A 22,676-nucleotide genomic window follows, 5' to 3' on the forward strand; every position below is an offset into this window, starting at 1 on the left:
CTGGGGTGTACTCGCATAGCCGGGACCGCTGCGCGGGCCGTTCGTCCGGGGCCGGGATTGGCGGCGGATCATCCGGCGAGTGCCACGCCGTTCAGCCTGGCGCCGTTCAGGTGCGGTACGACTGCGACCGGGCGATCCTCCGTCCCGAGACATGCGTTTTCGGCAGTTTCGGAGACAACCTCACGCTTTTGGCGTCCGGTTGCAATAAAGGCATCTATTTTCCGATTTTCCATGGCCGCTATATTGGCTTCGGAGCAATAGCCTGCAATTTAAGGTGGCAGCGCTGCAAGCGGACCAATCACTGCGCTTCCTACCAAACGAGACGTCGTGATTTATACCAGGCTAGGACCTGGCATTCGGATCACTTCTATTTTCAGCTCGTCCATATAGTCTGTAAGCTTTCGCAGACGTGGCAGATCGATAGAAGCAGATGCAGTGATGCGTCCGGTGATCGCTTTGTCGTATAACGCAACGCAATCCTTCTTGGTGAATCTGGAGGGATAAAGGATGCCGTCCAATGATGTCTGGCTATAGAGACGTTCGCTGAATGCTCGCCCGGCTTTGTGATTGCGACCGTTGACGGCGTCCGTTGGAATATTGAGAAGCGTGGGGGCATCAGCCCTAAGATCGAGGAGCTTGAACTTGGCACTGCGCGTAATCTCGCACATTGACCAAAGGTCGAACTCCTCTTCCGCCATTTCTCGCTTTGCCTTGTGTTGAAAACGGTCGCGGACGATAGCTTCCGCGACTGACGTTTTTGGATCGGCAGCAAGATAGATCAACTGGAAAGCTTTTGATGGGCTCGCAAACCGCGTCAGACCGTACCCCATCCCAAGTGGAGTACCAGAGTGGTCTCTTTTGAGACTGCGGACATATCCAACGAGAGTGGCGTCAACAGTAAAGGCGTCGAGGATCTTGTTGTTCAGCGTTATCATTGCGACTCGAAAATGGTCCTAGCCGCTTCTATAACCTTCACGCTTTCGTCTGTCTTCAGGACATCCAAGGGCTTCTTGCCCTTCAGTTCAGGGCAGGGCTCAATGAGCCAGAGCCAAGCTATTCGCTGGCCACCGGCGATCTTCGTAATCTCGGCCAGTCCCGCAACCGGGCGCCTATCCATAAATTGGGCAACCGGAAACACGTGTTTTTTGACGCCCTTCAGGAAGCTGATGACGTGTCCTGCCTGTTGCCAGTCATAGAGCGTCGACCTGGAAATGCCGAACGTCTCTTGGAGTTCAGTTGTCCCAGCCATTTTACCTGCCCAAACTTCGAGCGGGATATCCTTTGCATAGGCATGCAGCTTAGCTTTGCCCTCACTCACGGATACAAGTTCTCCCAGACCTTCGCCTTTTGCGATTTCGGCGGGTTTCGTGTGGATCATAGAATTGAGCAGAGTCTTGACGACTAGGACCAAATCCGGTTGTGAGCGCTGAATCAGATTTCCATAAAGCGAGGCGTTTTCCTCGACCATTACCGCGACAATGCCGGCAACGTTGGCTGTCAATGTCGCCGCCTGTGGCCCAAGTTTTGCCTTTAAAGTGGGCTGCAATTCATCGGCGATGCGATCAGCACGCCGCGCGTCCTTAGCCGTAAAAGTAATTGCTTCGGCGGTTGCCATGGGTCAAGCTCCAAATGTGCAGAGACATATAGTGCATTTTGTCCGGATTGTCCAGTTTGTTTGCAATGTCCGGACCAGGTGCGCATCCAGCTTCAAGCGGCCTTATCAACGTAGGATTTTAGGAGGATAGCGTCGGCCATGCTGTTTCGTTGCCGATGGAAGGGTGCGGATTTTGTAATGGCGCGGTCGGCGGCGCGGCGCTTGACTTCATCGGTTATGCCAATGCAGTCAGTGTCCCCGAACGTCTCGTCGATGGTGTATAGTGCTTCGTTAACGGACTGCTCGGTGTAGCCGATCAAGTGATCGATCTCGTTCAGCTTTTGGATAAGAGCGTCGCGGTCTTCTTTGGCGCCGAATTGCGCGATGGCCTGCCGCACCGGTCGGAAATGGCTTTTAATGCTTTTTCGACTTTCGGCGATCACCCTGTCCCGGTTCGAATTGAACTCATCGACCACGATCTGCGGCAGGATCAGTGTAAGGCGTTCGGCTTCGATCATCGCCGTCAGCATTTCGAGGATGGCAAACTGCCGCGCGTCCTGGACGATATCGAGCCAGACCGAGGTGTCGATGAGCAGATGAAGTTTCAATGCACGGTACCTCTCTCAAAGAACGGACATTCGCACGAGAATGATCGAACCGGGAGTCCGCGTTCCACTCTTTCAGGAACCGTGCATTGGGAGTCCTCACCAACTTATTGCCACCTCCGTGGAATGGTTCTTGGACCCCGGTTTCAACGGGAGCCTTGTCAGTCTATTCAGCCCTTAAAATAAGCTGCCTTGAGTTGTGATCACCCTGCGACTTAAGCTTTGTTGAGCGATACGGACTGAAACCTTGTGGGCGGTTTCAGTGTAAAGATCTGTCGTTACCTCACCCGCATCAATTTCGACCACGAGAGCAAACCGGACGCTATTCTGTTCAGGATGTTCGACCATTTTCGACTTCCACCAGCCGGTCACGGGGTGAACGGCAAGAAGATTGCGCCGGGCGAGGTCGGAAGCTTGACAGGTCAATTGGTCGATTTGGAGAGAACCAACGTCACGCCGGTTAGGTCCGAAATCCCAGATGTCCTGGAATTTCGAAGCCGCTTTTTCGTCTCCGCCCACAGCCTTACTAATTCTTTTGGTGAACTCGGTCATGCGTTCATCGGGCCCATTCAATTTAAAGCGAAGATTATGCGATGCATACCCGAATTTCGATCCCCTTGCGGCCTCAGACGGATTGGGAACAATAAACGTGCTTAGGGCGACCCTTAGCGTAACAGGCGTTGCGCCTAAGGCACGCAATGCCTCGGCCGGCCACGGCAACTGGAATAGCTTCATCTCGTTGTGAGCGTGAGGAGAATTGGCTTTATCATGCTTCTTGTAAGGCGTTATTCTGTCTTGCACGATTAGGCTCAATGCATTCGAGGCACTTCGCCGCGCACGGTCCATATCCGGAACGCCAAAACCGTATCGAGTGAATAGAGGGTCGAAGTCACCCTTCTTAGGTTTGACAGGCAAGTAGCTCAGCATCTGTGGCGTCCAGCGCGCGGAGTTCACAAACAGCGCTCGGATCGTTTCCGGCCATAAATCCGGATAATCAGTCCAAAGTTCGGTTATCGCTTTGGCGCCTAAAGCCGTGGCGCCGCTCGTGTCGGCGATCGTCGTGAAAGTACGTGTTGGATATTCATGGGATGTCGTCAGAGTGGCAAGGGCGGGATGAGGGTAGGGTGGGGGCAGGTGACCATGCACCCAGTTACCCCCTTCAAAGACGACGTCTGGCTTAATCGGCCATTCCGAAGTCCAGCTCGCTGTTCGAGAAGACGGCGACATGTCACCGGCAGGCGCCACCGTAGCCATTTGCTGTTGGGCAGGCATAACGGTTTTGGTTGTATACGCGCCGACTGCGACCACGTTCCAAGCGTGAGCGGGCGATTGCAGTTCGTTATCCAGGTGATCGCAGGCAGCGGGATAAGAAAGCGTACGAAATGAGGCTTGGTCTGTGTTCCCAGCCGAAACCAACATTAGGCGTTGAATTTTCACATCGCCTGCCACACCCGCGGAGAGCTGATCAAGCGTACTAGACCAAGAGGTCGGGGCGCCGTCGTGTGGTGTATCGTCCGATGTCGTCGTCGCCATGGTGAAAGTCCGCAAACGATCCGGCGTAAGTTCGACCGCGTTTACACCCGCAAGAGTAACGGCGCCCAGGAGGTGGTGTGGATTGCTCCCCCGATCTGGGATTATTTTCACGGATTCTAGCCGGTGATTTATCTGAATTGGTCCCATGGTTTGAAGCGCTGCCGCGACGTCGCCATACAAAGCAGCGCCCGCGAGTTCTGTTCCATGCCCATCCACATCGTTTAGCCCCCAAGCGGGCCGTGCTGCATGACGGTCGGCCGAATTGAGTACCGGCGCGATCAGTGGATGAGCCAGCGAAATGCCCGTGTCCATAATAGTCACGAAATTTCGGGTAGGTAGTGGCCCATAAGTCGTGCGGCGTTGTAACTCGGCAAGCCAGCCATCTTGTTCATCAACTGGCATAGAATCGAAGAAATCGATCATGTTTGAAGGAGAGGCGAGCGCTTTCACAGCCCCAAAATGTTTAACCGCGGATGCCAGCAAAGCCTGAGTGGCAGAAGCCAAGACCACGATGTCTTCAGGAAAGTCCAGGCGTTCAGTATCGAATACGACCCCGATCGCTGTAGCCTTCCGGATAAATTCACCAGCTTGATCCTTTTCGAGCCAAACTTCCCAAGGCGCCGTCACGGTCGGTGAGGGGAATTTCGCCGACGGGCTGCGCCATAACTTTCGAAGGCTAGCTTCGACGATTATGCCTATGCTTTGAACGAGGGCAGCGTTCTTTGGCTTTCCCCCCTTACCCTCGTCAGTGACAGGTGTATCTTCGGTTTCAAATTCAGAGATTTTGCGACGAAGTGCCGATAAGCCTTTAGGCGTCGCAAAGATCGTAGCTTCCTCCGGTCGCCCGGCTTGAGTATCGGCGGCGCGAACGGTCAAAAGATTGAGGCCGCTCTTGTTCAGGCTGGCTGTATTTAGGTCTTCGCCGGCGCGACTTTGGACGTTCAGATAAACGCCGGGAAGACCGCCTGTGGCTAAATCAGGAAGAGCGTCAAGACTTCGTAAGAGCGCTTGAGCATGTCCAGCCCGATCAAGGACGTCACTAGGTGGCTTTCCGCCCCCGCCGCCCTTTGGGCTGAATGGGCGGCTCTCCCCGATGTCGTTGACTATCAGATGTTTGCGATCCCTCGGCATTTATAGCGCCCCCTATGCCCTGTAACGATCGCCGTCTATTTAATGATGCAGCTATCGATTCTGTGTCGATTCGTTCTGAACTGTTTAGAACGGCTCGCCGTGCCGCGTCTTCGCTGGCTGCGATCACGTCTGCTGTGGATAGCCCGTGAGCCAAGTGCGTAACCGCGGCCCAACTGATGGGGGCAATGTCGAAGGCCTTCAACCGCCGACGCATCACTCTTTCAATAGCAGGCTCGCTGGGCAGCTCGTATACCAAGACCAAGTCGAACCGTCGCAAGATCGCACGATCAAGAATCTCAGGAAGGTTGGTTGTTGCGACAATTATCGATGGACCAGTGTCTTCATCGAGAAATTGAAGAAACGAATTGAGAATGCGGCGGGCCTCGCCCACGTCGTCACCGCCGCGTGTAGCTGCAAGTGCGTCAATCTCGTCGAATAAATAGACCCCGCGTGTCGTGCGAACTGCATCAAACACGAGGCGCAATTTCTGGGCAGTTTCGCCCATGAACTTCGTAATCAAGCCATGAAGCTGCACCGTGAACAATGGGAATTTGAGTTCGCCGGCAAGAGCCGATGCGCTCATGGTTTTTCCAGTGCCTGGCGGACCTGACAACAGTAGACGGCGACGGGGCCGCAGGCCCTTGGCCTCAAGCGCGTCGGTCATCCTCGTTTCAACGACTACGTGGCGCAACTCGTCGTCGAGTTGCTCAGGAACGATAAGATCGTTGATGCGGGCGGTCGGATAACTGGCAGACAAGAGACCCGCGAGATCACCACGTGGTGCGGCAATCGGCGTTGGGACAGCGCGAACTTTTTCAGGCGGGCTTTGACCAGCCTCGGCCCAGCTGCGAAGTTGCTCGGCGAGACGCTTATGGCCTTTTTGTTCTTCGGCGGCAGCAAGCTGCATGGCGAGGTCGAAAAAACGATCCTCATCTCCTTCAGCATGGCTCTTGAGAAGCCCTATAAGTTGCTGTGCCGATGCCATTACAATTGCCTGATAGAATTCGTGAAACGAGTTACGCTGTGATTGAGACTACACGCCAATGGTATTTTTTAGTTAACTGGTTTGCATCTTATCGCTTGAAGCGAGCCAAATAATGTCAGTTCGGGGTCACAGGCAAGGATTATAACGTTCCTGACCCAAAGATCGCGCTCATGACGTGCAGACGGCGGGGTGTACTGTCGATGACTGATATCATCGACTAATTTTTTGTTTGAAAAGCTTGGCCACTAACTCGTCTGCGTAAAATCCCGTGGAAAACCAATGCTCTTTAGACTGGCCATTCGTTCCGATAGACTCCAGTGGCGTATCACGGAGATATCGCCAAATAGGCCTAGTTGGACGTCGAGTTCATAGAAGCGAGCCATATTGCGCGCTTCGTCGACCCGTTTCAAAATAATAGCCGTCATGAACAAAACGTCAGTGCATCCATGGAGTTACAGTAGCATATCTTTCGAATTTGGCAAGAAATTTCCCATAATTACCGTTATACTTCAATGAGTTATGAGGTTTTTTAAAAGGCATCACGCCTGTCCAGACACCCACTATCGAAAGGGTTAACAGATTAAATAGGGGAGGGAACTGGCGAGGTATAGCCACGGCGAAGCTTTTGGCTCAGGAGCCTGCGAGCTAGTTCGGTCGCGCTGGTGTCTTCAGCGAACCATTGCTGTTTGGATTGACCGTTGGCGCCGATCCGGCCCCAATGCCTGGTTACCGCGACATCGCCAAAGAGACCTGGCTGAATGTCGAGCTCATAAAATCGCGCCATATTTCGCGTTTGATCAATTCGCCGTAAAACTGTCGCTGGCATCGAAAAATCCTTAGTGAATCCAATGACCTAACGTAACATGTTTCGCAGATTTCCCATAACGAAAATTACTCCGCGATTTTATCGCGCATAATTAGTATTCAGGAAAATGGCCTGTCGATTTCCCATAAGATATATTATGCGATAAAGGTTTGTACCCCATCACCGATAGAAAGGACATGCCTCTCACGGATAGAAATGACACAGCGGCATCCACTTATCTCGGCCCGCTGCGTGTCCAAACGAACTGAGCCAGCTCTATCTACTGGATGCTAATGTCGAATTTTGATGGCGAGTCAGCTGATTGTGTTAGTCGCGTCCCCAGCTCAGCTGCAGCATAAGCTTCAGGTCCGACCCAAAACTCGCCAGCTTTCTTGAAGTGTTTCCGAAATCCCGATCGAAATAGCTTCATAAGTTGTTTTGAGATTTCGGTGTCCGACACGGTTGAGAAATAGCCCGCAACTATAGCCTCTTGCCATTTCCCTGCCGGTGCCAAGATACCGCTGTCAGCGTTAGTCAGCTGATCAACTAGGTATCTCGTCTTGCCACCAGCCCCGGCGATGGTTCTAACATTCACAACCTGAGAGACCGGCGTAATTAGGTAGGTTGCGCTGCCCGCACTTCGCGGGCTGCTCGCCGTGCCGATATCTGCGATTTGAGCGGAACTTGTAAAAGCCTCAATCCGATCGTCTTCAAAATTACCAGTCAGAGTATAACGTAGAGGCAGTGCGGCTTCAACCAACGACAGGACAGGTAGCAAATCTTCTTTGGTCGCCAAAAAATTAATCTGAGACATACCGCACTGCCTTTCACTTACTTACTTATTTATTATCAGCAGCGTGTCAAAAGGAAACTTCTCCGCAATCCTTGCCGCTGCCGCTTCTTCGCGTTGCGTAACCACTCCACTGAAATGGTCGACCGTTTGTACGCGCAGCCATTGTCCATTTCTTGTCGCCGTAATGTCAACATAGGTTCCTCCTTTTGTGGTGCCCTTCGCGCCGGCTGCGGCAAAGTACTCCTCCTTAGCCCGACCAGCCCCGTTGGTTATCCTCCAGCCCTGGGATTCCAGATCGCTAGCAATTGCGTCATTTAGCGTACGTGTTGCGTTGCTCCCCCATCGACCACCCGATCCAGACAAATAGCGGGTAAGTAAGGGGGATGATACCTCATAGGCACCGGCGGCACCTTCTTTAATGACGTTTCCGAGGCCATCAGTTCCCACTATCAACGCAACATTGATCGCTGTTCCGTAAAGCGTGCGCATCTGCACCGTTTCAGGGACTAGTGTGCCCGCACCCATCACCGGCGCCACTCCAGCAGCCGTCGGGTTGATATACATCATCCGACCAGTTGGCGTTGGATCGTTCAGGTCGTGCACATATTGCTTTACGGCAGTAATCGTATCCCCGATGGGATCGCGAGTGGGAGGCGGCTTCCATCCTGGCATGGTCGCGGCCGCATATTCTGTACCAGTAGGATCCGCTCCGTTTATCGGATCTCCAGAGGTGTAGGCATATAAGTTCAGATCGTCCTTAGTGCCGACAGGGTCTGTCTGCAGAAAACGACCGTACATCGGATCATAGATGCGCGCTTTGTAGTAGTATAGCCTCAGTTCTGGCAGGACAGTTTGGCCGGTATACCGGAAACGGCTTCCGCCCGTGAATGAGAGTTGATCAGCGGCGTTCTTCGGCTCGCCGTATGGTCCGTATTTGTACCTCTCAGTGACTGTACCGCCGCCATTCGCCGATGCGAATATCGAACCTTGGTAGTTGGCATAGAGATAGCTGACTGTTGTCGAGTTAACGTCGGTCCCGCTTGCTTCTGCCCACGGATCATCCACACCGACGCTATGAAGATACCGCTTAGTGACCTGGCCAGCCGAATTGTACTCGGCGATCAACCGTGTGCCATCGTAAAGGAATGTCTTTGCGGTAGTTTGACCATTTTCTGTTACCGCATAGGCGGCCAGACGCCCTTCCGGATCGTAAGTTAGCTGCGCGGATATCCCGCCATTCGTGGCACTAATAAGCCGATTATAAATGTCAAATCCGAATGTTCGTCCTCCGGCCCCCTCATTCGTAAGATTGCCGCGTGCATCATAACCATTGGACAGCGCGGCCAAAGTAGAGTCGCGATTAAGCCCGTCAAATGTTCTCGGATCTGAAGAAGCGGATATCTCCCGGAACTCATATTGATCCGTATTAGTTGAGACAAGAGACGTGCGCTGCGAGGCCGGATTGAAGGTAAAGGCCCAGGAAACATTTTTAGTGGAGTCGGGGAAGGTGTATCCAAGCCCCGTCAACCGGTCTAGTCCATCGTAAGACAAGGACGTCGAAGTGCCATTCGCCCGCCCTCTCCCGGTCAAACGCCCCGCAAGGTCGTAGCTTTGAGAGATATAGACGCCGCTGCCGGTGACTTCAGAATAGGTCAGCCGGTTCAAAGCGTCGTATGTATAGGACTCAGTCTTGTTGTCTGGGAAAAGCAGTGTGCTGCGTGTTGACGCCTGAGTGTAGCCGTAGGTGACAGTCCGGTTATTAACATCCGTTGACGTCTTGATACGGCTCAACCCGTCGTAGGTGTAGGTAACTTTCGGGCCTGTCGAATTTACGAGCTGCTTGGAAATAACTCTGCCGCTAATGTCGAACGCGGTGAACACATCGCTGGCCGTCCCAGGCGCATCCGCACTGACCTCCCGGTTGAGATTATCAAAGCCATAAATGATCGTCTGATTGTCACGCCTTTTCCAACTGGTGCGATTGCCGTTGTTGTCATAACCGAACGTTTCGTAATCGGTCGTACTGTAGGCCCCCGCCGTCGCCACTGCATTGTCAGGTGACGATGTCGAGAATGCGGTCGGGCGCACAGGCGACGGATAATTGAGTACGGAAAGACGGTCGAACTCATCGTACGCCATGTGAGTGCGATTGCCGTTAGCGTCGACCACATCAGTTGCGCGGCCATTCGGCGAATACGCGACTGTCGAGTAATAGCGCGCTGATGTTGTGCCGTACGCCTGAATGGTCTGACGAACCTGGCCAGCTGCATCGTAAACCGTTTTCGTAATACGGTCTTGTCCGAATGTTCCAGCACCACCCAAATCACACGCGCTTGATGGCAAAGCATTGAAGACCACCGGGTTCATTCGTAGGGCTGAACATTCTCGCCGCCCATTCACGTCATAGCTATATTGGGTGACGCCAACGATGGTATCTGCGTGTGTCTGCGTGGCAACCCCACTGCCGCCAAACAAAACACCGACAACACCCAGGACCAGCATCCTCGCAAGTTTGATCGCTTTCATTGCCCTCCCCCTTAAGGTACGACTGCGTCAGTGCGGATGGGCCGCGCCGCTTCGTCGAAAGTCGTTACCATTGCAGACGTCCAGGCGTATTCCGTACACCCGGAAGGTACGCTTCCCGTGTAGGTGATATCCCGGCACGTTCCGTTTTCAGTTCGATATTCAAGCCCATCCAAATCATAAAAGTGCTTCAAGATCGGGCGCTTCAGAGGCCCGCCAGCGTCCGGATCCGGTCCAATCTCAAGCAGCTTCCGCCGTAACCCGTCGTATGTCGTGATACTTTTATCGTCGATGTCTGTGCGGGGACCGTCGATAGAGATCACATTTCCAAACGTATCGTACTCGTACGTCGTCGTAATCGCCAAAGAGCTGTCCCCTGCACGGAGTTTTTCCGCTGTTAGAAGCAGGTTGCTATTGTTGTATTGATATTCAACCACTGTATCATCTGCGCCACCACACGTTGCTACGCTCGCTGCGCAGATTTCCTTACGGGTCACCCGCCAGATAGCGGCTCCGGAATAGGGGGTGCCCGCAGCATCTTTCAGCGTTGGATGAAGCTGGGTATAATAATAGCGGGTTTTAGGCCGCACCCCATTGACGTCCGCAGGCCCTGTTTCACTCAATAACCGCCCATCGTTAGGATCATACTCGAAGTCGGTCTGATTGTTTTTGGGGTCACGCACCCAAGCCGGCTTGTTGCAAGTTAGTGGATTGCCACAAGATGCGGCAAAGGATGAGGTTGTTGTTAGCGCGGCGCCCGTGCCTGTCTTGGGAACAACCTTAATGGTTTGAACGTTTCCTCGGGAGTCATACTCGAATTGGGTTGCTCCTGGATACTCATTATTGCTGTTTTTAGTTGTACTTCCCTCAGGGGGAACGATTGCGGTCAGTTGAGAGCCGCTATCGGCCAACTGCGAATACATGTAGTTGGTGGCCCGTCCCAATTCGTCTACGATACGAGCGGGGCCAAATGCACCATAGTAAGCAGTCGACTTAGATATGCCATCAGGAGCAAGCAGGTCGACCGTGTACGGGCCGTTAATGACAGTATCATTAGTATTCTTATAGGTGTAGCCCCACTGCGCCCCGTTCTTCGAAACCTTGTAAACGCCGGTCTCATAGTTTGTTCCGGCTATATTCACGACAGTTTTGGCAATATTGACAATCTTTCCGAGAGGGCTCGTAATCGTGACAAAGCCTTGACTGGAACTAAAGCCCAGAACATTGACTCCGTTCTTATTAACCCAGCGATATCCGTTCGCATCAACGTACGCCGAGGTCTGTGGAGCGGAGCAGTCATTGGCATCCTGTTCGCAATACTCGTATGCTCTATTCCAGGCTATAGCCTTATAGAAGGTGCCGTCTGAATTTGTGCGAAACTTCAACCCCCACCCAAGGTTGCTCGAAACTGTCTTCTTGCTGGGGCTAAAGCGGCATTGCGGATCAAGATATTGACCACTACTGTTTTTATAAGAATAGCTATAATACCTATATGTGCAATTTGTATATTTGACAATGTTGTTGCTTGCATCACGATTGTATGTGACGGTTATTTCTTCACCATCGATGCGCTTCAGACTAGTCAGCACTCCCTCGTTATAGGTGAGCGTTTCTCCACTTGCCAGGATAAGCTTGTACTTTCCAAGCCCCCCATTGTCCTGCAAAGTGGCGACGTTACCGCCGTTATAGTCCATAAGTTTGTAAACACCCGCACTATATGGGTTTCTGGATACGGTCGCCGTCAAGATTGTGTAGGTGATGTTGTGCTCTAGCTTATTAACGCCACAATTGTATATCTTCTTGCCGCCTTCCGTACGCTCCTGAACACTAACAACCTGATATTCAGGCGCCGGGAATTGTTGACCGCAGGGAACAGTAATATTCGCGAATATCCCTGCGTAGGCGTAGCTCGGATTTGTATTGGCGGAGTCGGTCGTCCCAACAATTTGCCCTTCACCGTGATAGTTTGCGGCAGGAACTGTTGTGGTGTTATAGGTCGAAGTAATCGTGCCGCGGGAAAACTTGAACAAACGTTCGCCGAAGGAAACGACGACCAGCATGTTGGAGTAATCCTCCAATTCTTCAGCAGTGCCTGAATAGGAGTCATATTTAAGGGTTTGCTGGAAGGCTAACCCACTGCCCTTGTTGCCTATAGCCAGGTCCAGTGCTGGGAGGTTGAAACCACCTGTCGCCAACTCAACTCCATTGCTGTCAACGGAGACGAAACCGTTAGGCTTCTCAAGGCTCTGTGCTATTGCGATTGAGAACGACGCCGTCCCCAGAACACCAGAAACCATCAGCACAGCCAACACTGGCAGGCATGACATCCGCTGAAATCTTAAACGCATTTGGATTTTCCCCTTCGCGCAGTGCGCGCCGCGTGTTTGCCGTTGCCTCAGGCAATCGTCCCGCTAACAGTGCCATTGTTCATCACAGTGACTACGTTCCCGTTCTTGCGAATGGCATAACCGGCCTGCCCAACGTTCGAATTACTGTAGCCAGCGCTTCCTGCCAGCCCCGCATTTCCCCCATTCCCCCCATAGGCGCCCCACTGACCAACACCGCCAGCTCCGCCGCCAGCAGTGCTGCCGCCCGTTCCGCTTACGCTGCTATATCCACTCATCGAAGCATACCCACCTGGTGCACCATTTGGAAACCCGCCCCCGCCGCCGGAACCGGGTCGCAACCCAGAAGCTCCCTGGGACTTCGGCGCGCCACCAGCACCGCCACCACCCCCCCCCTTCACAGAGCCACTGCTCGCGACCGTGATTGTTATCGGCGCCTGTATGTAAATAGCATCCCCCCCATTTCCGCCCGATCCGCTGTTGCCATTGCCTCCAGCGCCACCGCCGCCATAGACATTTCCATAGACAATCAATGTAAGCGTTACGCCGGCGGGCCACGCACCGGTGTCTAGCCCACGTCCAGTGCCGCTAGCGCCTGAAAGCGTCACATTGGCCGGCACCTCAAATTGAAATGTTGCGTTGGCCGCCCCACTATAGCCGACCGCGTTGGCCAGAGATCTGAGGTCGCCCGAAGAAGAAACCTGAATGACCGTAGGTCCCCCCGTTAGGCTTCGACTAGTTTGAACCCGGTTGCCGACCTTGTCATATGTAAAAGATGAACTCGAACCATCGAGATAGGTAACTTTCGTTACCCGTCCGAGCGGATCGTATTCATATTTTGTTTCCCCTGCCAACGTTCGTCCAGCGGTAGTTGTTGCGACCACAGCTATCCACGACACCGTTTTGCTGAAAAAATCTCGCCTGGAGGTGCCCCGTCCCGCCGTCTTGAACACTTTCACCGTTCGCCCCCCCTGGAACCATATTCGCGTATATCGTATACATAATTCAGGGCCACACGCAACCGTGAAGTGAAAAAATAATCGGAGAAAGTGAGTTTCGCCGAGACAGCATCGTTATCGAGAGCGCATTATTGGGGTGACGCCGTAAGCCGGAGTCAAAAACCGCGCTAAGGGGACAAAGCAAGAACGAGCGGCTCTCATTTTCTGAGCGCCTCGACACCGAGCTCTTTCCACATCGTTGAGCCGGGCACCGACATCCTTCTGGGTTACACCACTCGCTAATGGAAAACGAATATCGTGGAAGAGAATGTCGTCTCCCTCGAAGTTCTGCATAGACGGGGTAGTGGCGTTCGCGATCCGCCCTAAGGTCTCTGTCACCCAGACTATCGTAAACAGGAAGGCCGCTTCCCGCAGTACATCATCCGCTAGCCTTGGCATGGATTTTCTTTTCTCCTTACCACGAAGGCGCTTTAACCCATCGAACAACAGGGCCTACATTTCGTTGGAAAACGCCAGAAGGGCGCATACGAAGCGAACAACGTAAGGAAACGAAGGTGGCTCCAACCGCAACGATCGCAATGATCGCTAGAATATCTTCCAGCCTGTAAGGCTCGTGCGAGCGGCTGAAATGATAAAACGATTTAAACCAGTTGAAATCATGCAGTATATAGATCCCGACCAGACTGAGGATAATTGAGACGCCTAGCGCCCATAATTTTCTAAAAACTCAATGCTGGATATTTCCCAAGGATTTTCCATTTATACTCAAAGAACCTTTATAGGAAAGTGTAATAGAAATTGACTGGTCTTCACACTCCGGATGTATAGCAGTCGTGTTAATAACGTATGTGACCCCATCAAGAGGAGACTTGTTATCTAGGAATTGCGCCTGCTGTATATTAAAATTTGACCTTATCCAGAGAGCCGCGCCGATGCGCTTACTTCCAATATCTCCAGTCGAGGCGTGGAATATCAAAATTCTAGACCAACCATTCTTAGTTACTATTAACTCAGGGTCAAACTTTCGGATAAACAGGCCACCCTGCTCAGAGGTGAGTGAACTTACCTCGCCCGACAATGTCGCTACATCGCTAACTGAAAAAGTTTCAGTTGGGTTATATTTGAAGGCGAGCGGACATTTGCGCGTCGCTGCATACGACGGATTCATGGATGTGGTTATACCTACGAATAATAGGGCTGCCACGATCGACTGTCTACCTCTGACCGGATGCATGTATATGGTCCTGATGTTGCTGTTCAATTGTTCTTCCCTCTGGTGATGCCCGACGTCGAGACCAATCTACAGGATCACCTCCAGAAGTCAGCTTTTTTGTGGAACTATTGGGGCCAAAATTCTCACGCGAATTTGGCTCGTTTGAAAGTGCATTTTGTAGATCAGTGGCACCTTCATTCGACCTATTTACCCGTTCACCATTTACACGGTTTATGTCAACAGCTCTGCCTCTCCCGTGATTGCTGTCGGGAGAATGCTGTCCCCCGGTAGAACTATTAATATTGACCGAGTCAACGCCAGACTTTGCGATTGCACTTTCAACCATATTTGCCGTCTCTGTTGATATCGGTTGGTTTGGGCTCGCTCCTCTCGGATTATCATTTTCAAATGTCACCCTTGCCGGTGCCACGTAACTTCCATTTCCCGGGATCTCGGATGAGAAGCCAGGGGTACCTTTCTGACCAACATTAGAGTCAATTGTCGACAAACTACAATCTGAGTTTGCGCAAGTAGATAGACCGGAAGGATCCGTTGCGTTGACTGGATCCCCGTGGACATACGCATACAGGTTCAGGTCATCTTCTGCACCGACGGGGTCAGTTTGTAAGAACTGTCACCCCTGACGCACCTGATCGTACTGGCAACGATTTTTCCTTGGTGCCTCTGTGGCTTACGGCGCATTTTTGCCGTCGCGATTCACGCGCTGGCTAAAAATCGCCTTGAGGCGGTTTTTCTTCAGTTTTCAAAGACCGTAAGCGGCAACATGGCACAGGCCCGCGCGTGTGGGAAGGCCCGTTTTAGCTGGCTAAGAGGAAGATCGGGCGGGACCAGGACTCAGTCGTCGAAGCCGTCGTCCAGGTCGCCGTCATCGCCGTCCGACAGGATGAGCGCCAAGCCATCCACTGGATGTCTTGTATTACTTCCTCTTATTGAACCAATCAAAATAGCCGAGATTAGACAGCGCTAAATATATAATAAACCAAATGCCAATGAGGCCCCAAAATGTATAGAGTCCAAATTTTTCCGAAAAAGTTGGAAAGTTAGCGTTTGCAAACATATAGACAAAAAATACTACCAGGAATACCGCTGTCACCAACTTGCCTACGAACGATTTATTCATCTCTAACCTCATCTATTTGTTTTTGAAAAGTCCACCAAAGAAATTTACAACATCCTTTACAGATAGACTCCCTCGCGCATCGATGGACTGAGATGCCCCGACGCCGACCTTTCCAACTTTGAGGTTGAATTTTTCTACAGTTGAAATGTGGGCATTCCCTCGCCCCGTAATCCGCTCACTACCGCCGGTAGACACTGGCGCACCCACCTGATCGCCACTCTTTCCTGCTTCTTTTCCGGTTAATGGCACTGTTCTTGAGGCGCTAACTGGGCCAACGGTGACGTTTGTACTTGTCGTGACGGCCGTTGTATCGTGAATTGTTCCGCCCTGAACTGCAACCTGAACCCCTGCGCTACCATTGAGCCCCACAGCTCCGCCGACAGACGCGGTTACACCTACATCCCACTTGTCCGAAGTCGCCCAGTTCTCTTCTAGCGACGGGAGTTCAAAAATTATTCCTACGGACCCTCTAATTCCCACTCCAGGTGTCGCCTCGCCTCCAATTTCGATGGAAACGGTCGACTGCCCAGTAGGATCGCTCCCATTGACGGGATCACCTTTGACATAGGCATAAAGGTTCAGGTCATCCTCTGATCCGACGGGATCAGTTTGTAAGAACCGCCCGTATCTAGGATCGTAAATACGGGCCTTATAATAGTAAAGGAAGGTATCCGGCAGAGCGATTTGCCCCGTATAGCGGAACCGTTCGCCAGTCCACTTTCCATCCATAGGTTCACCGTATGGACCGTAGGTGAAGATATCGCTAGTCGTCACGGTTCCCGCACTATCCGCCAAGGCTATGATGCTGCCCTGATAATTCGCGAGCAGGAACTTTCCGCTGGTAGCGTTTACGGAAGCGCCGGTGAACTCAAGCAAGGGCTGATCATTGCCAAGTCCGTGCAGGTATCGTTTAGCCAGGTTGCCAGCCTGATATTCCGCAACCAGGTTGACCCCGTCGTAGGCGAATTGAATGACGGTCCCAGCCCCTGCCTGATAGCTTGATAGTCGCCCTTGCGGATCGTAGGTCAGTGTTATATTCGCCACCCCGCCCGTCGCCGTCAGGAGCCTGTTGTCCATATCGTAGGTGAACACCCGTGCGCCTGGTGACGTGCCCTCACTCGTCACATTACCATTGGCGTCATAGCCGCCGCTAACGGCTGCGATGCCGGCGTCCCGGTTAAGACCATCATAAGCACGACTGTCCGTCACCGTCATCTTTTCGATATAGTCGTACACCGATGTACCGGGCGTCATGTTTGTGATTTGTGACGCCGGGTTGTAAGCAAAGCTCCAATTCACATCACTGCCTGTCACCACGTCATGGCTGAACGAGGCTGTCCGGTTCAGGTCGTCTGGAACAATAGTCGTAACAACATTATTAGACCGCGTGATACTAACCAGTCGGCCGCGCGTGTCATAGCCGGGCGTCATACCGATCGTTGTGGCGCCGACACCAGTCCAACTCAACATGTTTCCGACGTTATATTGATACCCCTGCACCACCCCATCAGGATAGGTCATGGAGATCCGGTTGCCTGCCTGGTCATAGGCATAATTGAAGACGCGGCCGTTGGCATCACGCGTGGCAATCAGCCGGCCCGCCTTATCATATTTTCTGTAGAGACCTGGCGTCACTATATTGTCGAACCGCTCGGTACAATCCCCTACGATACTGCCATTGTCGGTAAAGGCTTTGCCACATTCTCGGTTAAGTAAGTCGTATGATGTGTACACATCGGTGGTCGTCCCGGGGAGATCATCCAGCCACTGACGATTTAAGCCGTCATAGCTGAAGGCGTGGGTCTGGCCGTTGCGACGGCGCCAAGTCGTGCGATTGCCTGAGTTATCATAACCATATTGCTCGTAATCTGCGGTGCTGGTCGCGCCCAAAAGAGGAGTTGGGCCACCAGTGGCGGCGCGCGCAGTGTAAGGCTCGATGCCATTGCACCAGGTATTTGCGGTGGCCGAACAGGGCTGGGTCGTCCGGGTCACTGATGTGCTGGGATAGTATAGATACGCCAAACGATCAAAGCCATCATAAACCAACCCAGAGATATTGCCATTCGCATCCGCCTCAGATGCTTTTTGACCATTCAGGGTGTAGGTGTAGGTGGCATAAATCTGCTCATTCGTGGTCCCGACGCCGCGTTTGACCTCGATCGCGTTGCTATCGCGATCATATATCGTCCGGGTGATACGATCCGGACCAAATGCGCCTTCCGTGCCTAAGACACAGGCATCCGTCGCGGTACTCGCAAGGTTCATGCGAACCACAGCGCATACGGGTCGATCATTGGCATCATAAGAAGTTTGGGTGAGACTCAATATGGTCTCCGCATGTCCCTGACCATATGCCACCAAGCCTAAAACCAGGGCTGATGCCGTGCCCCAAAACCTTTGCTGACTGAAGCGGCTCATGGCTTGGTCACCTTCGATTGGATTTTGTTACCCATCGCATCATATGTCGGCACCTCGGATGTTGTGATTACGAAGCCCGTGCCATCGGAGGCCGTGGCGGTGCCTGTATCGGTGCGGGAGACAAGGCTGTCGGCGTCGTAAGTGTATTTATTTGTCTTCCGAAGAAGGGGGCCTGCGCCATCGGGATCAGGGGAAATAACTGCGGTGATACGTCGACCACCGTCCCATTGATAGGTTGTAATGTCCGTGACATCTGTTCGCGGGCCATCCACCGAAATCAGGTTCCCCAGCGTATCGTATGTTAAGCTGGTCGTCAGATTTAAGCCGGTGGGATCAACCGTTACATCCTTTAGGACGTAATGGTTCGATGGATCATAGCTATATGTTGTAGTTAAGGATTGAGATGCCCCGATTTTTTCGATTTTCGAGGTTAAGAATCTTATCCCGTTATGTGCCGTGTAAAGATAATCTGTTTCCGGCCTTGGACCTGTCCGACCAGCCGGCAATTTTATGTTTGTTAGCTCTCCTGTAGTCGTATTCCACGTGTAATTTTTAATATTGCCAAGGGCATCCGTCTCAGTAGCTGGCTTGTCGCAGACTATGTTATTCAGACAATTGACGACGGTTGGGCCTTCTACATAGCTGGTAAACGTATTGATGTCGTCTGCGCAGGTCTGTGCGCCCACCGCACACGTTTTAGAAAATTTTCGCTCTTGAATCAGATTGCCGCGCAGATCATAGGACTTTAACGAGCCATTGCCTTCCGGTAGTGTCGTTCGAACAAGCCGGGACATATTGTCAAAAGTTTTCGTGGTGACACGTCCCGACGGCGACCTGCTGAAGATATTTCCATTTTTATTGTCAAAGATGTCAATTGTAACGTTCCCGACGCCATCTAGGGACTCGCTGCGCTTCCATTCCTCCGCCCCGTACAATCCGCTGTAATAGTACGACTTAGTGTGGGAGTTCCGATCGATCAATCGGACCACTCGCGACATGCCGTCATACTGCAATTTTTGGTACGGAACGGACGCATCTTTGGCCGTGAACCATCGCCGCAGTTGATAGTCGTTTCGGACAGTAAGGTCGACTTCGCCGCCCCCCGACCCCTTATTATATTCATATCGCGTGACGTGGTTAAGCGGATCGGTTGCCGTAAAATAGTTGCCATTGATTTGACCGCCGTTGTCAAAGGTTGCCGTCCGGCCGGTTTCATCTGCAACACTTTTGAGGGCATAGGTGTAAAAGCTTGTCATAGCGCAGCTTGAAGTCGAAGCCTGTCTTGTCCACTTTTTTTCAAAGTTGAACACCAGCTTGTGGCCCACGCTATTTGTGACGCTATATAGTAAGTATCCAAATTGCCCTGTGTAGGGCTGGTGGATAACTGTATTATACTGATCCAGATAACAATTATCACCCGTCGAGAGAACATAGGGTGCATACTGGAAATTTAACTGGAAGCCGTTTGGGAACGTCCAATTGTCGGCTTTGAATATTTTAACATAATTCGAATAACTGGATGGAGAGCCTACCAAAGTCTGCGTATCATGCGTAATAGTTGCCTGATCGTAGCGATAAGGCGAGAACGTTATAACCTCGCCAGACGCGGAAATATAACTCCCCTGAGAGGATATTTGGGCCGTCGGACTTTGCGGAGAGAAGAGAGTCCCATCAAACATCCTGTGAAAAACGACCGGCTGTGCGCCCGTACGCACCATGACAGTATTGTAGGTGTAAGGCCCAATTTCCCTCTGAATGTTATAAAGAGCAAACATGGCTCCAAGCTTGGTCTGAAGGTCAGAACTCGTTCCAAGCTCGCGCGTGATTTCAAGATTTGCGATAAATTCGCTGCCGAGGTATGCGCTGATCGAGCCCAGAGCATACTCAAGGTCGGTCGAGTGAAGTTTCATGACCTGGTAGTTGTGCGTCCAGCCACCACCAAGTCGATCATGGTATTGTGAATCAGGGCCACCAGTGACAGACGAACCACTTGCCGTTGAAGCAAGGCCGCCTGAGGTCGTATAATAGTAGGTCGAAGAATTCCTACTCTTTTCCGAATATGTCGGTGAAAAGGTCCGAACAAAAGGCAAACTATAAGGGAAGTCGCCTGTCCCCGTCACGATGTCAGGACCGGCCACATATGACATTTCGCCCGAACTTGGCGAAACAGATAAAAATTTGCGTCTTAGTGTGCTTGCGTCCACCACCTCAACTGATTTCATGGCGGTCGAAAGCGCGTCACCGACCGTCGTTCCGCCTTTGACATACTCCCAAAGAGTGAAAGCGCGCTCACTAGACACAGATCCGCTACCGGCCTTGTAAAACAACTCGCTTTGAGCGCCTTGCATCATCAAGGTAGAGTAGCCTTGGTTGGCGACATCTTGGAGCGCCAAATGGCGCCAGCAACCATCTGGCCCCAAACTGTTATTGTTCAGATCTAAATATTTGATACAAAAGTGGCCATAGGTGAAGGATCCATCAGTATTCGCGACCTTGTCCTGATGGGGGGTCATCAACAGATAGGTTGACATATTGGCTGCGGAAACGTCGTAGACCCGACTGGCCTTGGTCGTTGACTGCACCGGTTGATAACCAAAAAAAGCTGTCGCCGCGGATATGCCCTGACTGCCATCTACAGCATTGGCCCGCGACTCGGCTTCTGCAAGCATGAGAGCGTGCATGTCGAAAGCCGCATTTCGGTCTTGCGCCGTGCCACTTTGAGCGGTGACACTCACACTTTCTTGCAGGGACATAATTGCCAGCCCCTGCATGCGACCTGCGTAAACAATACCGATATCATGGTGGCGTGAGCTGACCGATTTCCCCACACCGTCGACAAGCGTGTCCGCATAAGTACGTATGGTACCGAAGGCCTCACCAACAACCGCGTGCTCATCGAACTGACATTCGCGCGAGACTAACCGTGTCGCGGTCGTCGTTATTCCACAACTTAGCCCATTGGGATTTTTCAGCGCTATCCGGTCACTCATACTTTTGTGTGCGGATGGGCCCGCCTGCCCAAACTTTTGCACAATCGTAATCGGCGCATATGTTAAATAATTTTGTTCCGGGTAGTGGGTAGGATAGAGCCCTTGCGACGGAACATATTGGGCCGGGGTTGCAGAGATCCCGCCGTCCCAATAAAGATACGCGGCTCGCATTTGGCGGTAAAAGCCAACTTCGTCCGAAGGTGGGTCAACCGTCTTGAAATTTACGATATCGTCAGCATAGGTACCTGCCGCAGCTGCATAGGGGTGATCAACTTGGATCTGAGCATATGGCGCGGCAATCGCACTGCAGCTTCCTGCCGGGACATAGCTAAGAGTTGATATGTTGGTGCCATCGACGGAGAAGAAATTTGAAGCGCCAGCAGTCAAAGCTCTGACATATACTAAGGCGCGCCCTGACGTCTCGTCAGCGAAGAATGACCCGCAGGCAGTCCCGGCTTTAACACGTAGTACCGTCCTGAATTGATCCGGAACGCCTCCAGACCAAGTGGTTCGGGCATTATAGCTCAATGGAGCCGCCGGCCCACTTTGAGCATTGAGTTGCCTGCCACCCAGAACGTCATACACCGACGCGGCAACGCCCTGGCCGTTAATATTCTGGGTCTTTATGTAAGTTGCCAGATTCGATTTGAGGGTATCGTTTGCAGTCTTGGCGCCACCAAGATTGTAGTTATCAACGTAGGGAATGCCATTCGCTACGCCCTGAGTGGCGCCGACCATCCCAGCATTCTTGACGGTTGTCCCACAACTCGGCGCGGCTTGGGTCCCACAACTCATGGCCGAAGGCAAATCTATGCCAGTCCGGAGCGTATAGGTTTTAAACGAGGGATCATAGATGGTCCCGTTAGCCTGCACCCAAATATGCGAAAAGGTAATACTGTTCAGATTGCCCGACAAGGTCGCGCAATCTGAGGATCCGTTGACGATGGCGCCTATACCTCCGTCGGCGAGCAACTGGCATGCAACCTGCGCGTCCACGACAAAACTTTGCGTGCTATCATTGAGGCTCTTCACCAAGCCCGTCCATTGCCCAAACTGTGCAGCCGTGAGTGTCGCGTCGCCAACAATGTAGTTAGCTGTAATTCCACGCTCCCGTAACAACATCACCATAAGCTCGGCTTGATCGAAAGGCGTCCCGGATTGGTCCAACAGTGCGCCACGGCCGCCTTTCGACAAACCGTATCGAAGCTCAACAGCGATATTGTTTCGCACGTAGTCGAATACATTTTGGATGTAGGCGGGCGCATCTGCGGGTAAAGTCCGGGCACCCAACAGCGAATTTGAAAGTGTTTGTATCTCGATTGCTGAAGCGTTGCCTGGCGTTGGGTCTGCGAGAGATAGCCCAACCGTGTGACTGGTTCCCCCCCCATAATATGACCAGGCTGTCGCCGGCGATATCATGGTCGCCGTCAAGAGTTTTGTAGATGGAGGGGCAATGGTCTCGCTTGTCGCCTGCGTGGCGTTCGCCGCATTTGCTTCAGCCGCGATTCCACTCGCCGTTGCAATCATGGCAAAGCCCGATAAGCAGAAAGCCAGCGCAAAAAATGAGCTTTGCCAAAGGGTATGTCTTGTCGCCCCTTTTGATAATTTCATTGACCTGCCCCACAAGATTGTTCGTTATTT

The 22,676-nt window shown here is 52.3% G+C and carries 12 protein-coding genes and 1 pseudogene; all 13 read right to left on the reverse strand.

Annotated elements, in window-relative coordinates; all coding sequences use genetic code 11:
- Window positions 1-332: 332 nt before the first annotated feature.
- Window positions 333-935 carry an RES family NAD+ phosphorylase gene (locus tag ABQ278_RS19755; RefSeq protein ID WP_349322736.1) on the reverse strand — a complete coding sequence of 201 codons (603 nt, stop codon included), beginning with the start codon at window positions 933-935 and terminating at the stop codon, window positions 333-335.
- Window positions 932-1,615 (reverse strand): hypothetical protein, encoded by a 684-nt coding sequence (locus ABQ278_RS19760; RefSeq protein ID WP_349322737.1) that lies wholly within the window; start codon window positions 1,613-1,615, stop codon window positions 932-934. Before ABQ278_RS19760 ends, ABQ278_RS19755 begins: the two co-directional genes overlap by 4 nt.
- Before the next feature lie 92 nt (window positions 1,616-1,707).
- Window positions 1,708-2,202: a PIN domain-containing protein gene (locus ABQ278_RS19765; protein ID WP_349322738.1), complete on the reverse strand. Its 495-nt coding sequence runs from the start codon at window positions 2,200-2,202 to the stop codon at window positions 1,708-1,710.
- A 174-nt stretch (window positions 2,203-2,376) separates the two neighbouring features.
- Window positions 2,377-4,608 carry a S8 family peptidase gene (locus ABQ278_RS19770; RefSeq protein ID WP_349322739.1) on the reverse strand — a complete coding sequence of 744 codons (2,232 nt, stop codon included), beginning with the start codon at window positions 4,606-4,608 and terminating at the stop codon, window positions 2,377-2,379.
- A gap of 163 nt (window positions 4,609-4,771) precedes the next feature.
- Window positions 4,772-5,848, reverse strand: coding sequence for an ATP-binding protein (locus tag ABQ278_RS19775; protein WP_349322740.1), 1,077 nt, complete (start codon window positions 5,846-5,848; stop codon window positions 4,772-4,774).
- A 245-nt stretch (window positions 5,849-6,093) separates the two neighbouring features.
- A complete protein-coding gene (locus tag ABQ278_RS19780; protein ID WP_349322741.1) occupies window positions 6,094-6,273 on the reverse strand; it encodes a WGR domain-containing protein in 180 nt (59 codons plus the stop codon).
- Window positions 6,274-6,428: 155 nt separating this feature from the next.
- A complete protein-coding gene (locus tag ABQ278_RS19785; RefSeq protein WP_349322742.1) occupies window positions 6,429-6,674 on the reverse strand; it encodes a WGR domain-containing protein in 246 nt (81 codons plus the stop codon).
- A gap of 259 nt (window positions 6,675-6,933) precedes the next feature.
- Window positions 6,934-7,467, reverse strand: a complete 534-nt coding sequence (locus tag ABQ278_RS19790) for a hypothetical protein (protein ID WP_349322743.1) — start codon at window positions 7,465-7,467, stop codon at window positions 6,934-6,936.
- Window positions 7,468-7,488: 21 nt separating this feature from the next.
- A complete protein-coding gene (locus ABQ278_RS19795; RefSeq protein ID WP_349322744.1) occupies window positions 7,489-9,972 on the reverse strand; it encodes an RHS repeat-associated core domain-containing protein in 2,484 nt (827 codons plus the stop codon).
- 11 nt (window positions 9,973-9,983) lie between these two features.
- Window positions 9,984-12,317, reverse strand: coding sequence for a hypothetical protein (locus ABQ278_RS19800; protein ID WP_349322745.1), 2,334 nt, complete (start codon window positions 12,315-12,317; stop codon window positions 9,984-9,986).
- Between the two features lie 2,170 nt (window positions 12,318-14,487).
- Window positions 14,488-15,108, reverse strand: a pseudogene (locus ABQ278_RS19805) (hypothetical protein); the annotation flags it as partial.
- A gap of 531 nt (window positions 15,109-15,639) precedes the next feature.
- Window positions 15,640-18,045 (reverse strand): RHS repeat-associated core domain-containing protein, encoded by a 2,406-nt coding sequence (locus ABQ278_RS19810; protein ID WP_349322746.1) that lies wholly within the window; start codon window positions 18,043-18,045, stop codon window positions 15,640-15,642.
- The gene (locus ABQ278_RS19815; RefSeq protein ID WP_349322747.1) at window positions 18,042-22,646 is read right to left on the reverse strand and encodes a hypothetical protein; all 4,605 of its coding nucleotides are present in this window, start codon (window positions 22,644-22,646) and stop codon (window positions 18,042-18,044) included. The genes ABQ278_RS19810 and ABQ278_RS19815 overlap by 4 nt, the downstream gene beginning before the upstream one ends.
- Between the last annotated feature and the right edge of the window lie 30 nt (window positions 22,647-22,676).

The organism is Asticcacaulis sp. MM231 (assembly GCF_964186625.1).
Lineage (GTDB): Bacteria > Pseudomonadota > Alphaproteobacteria > Caulobacterales > Caulobacteraceae > Asticcacaulis.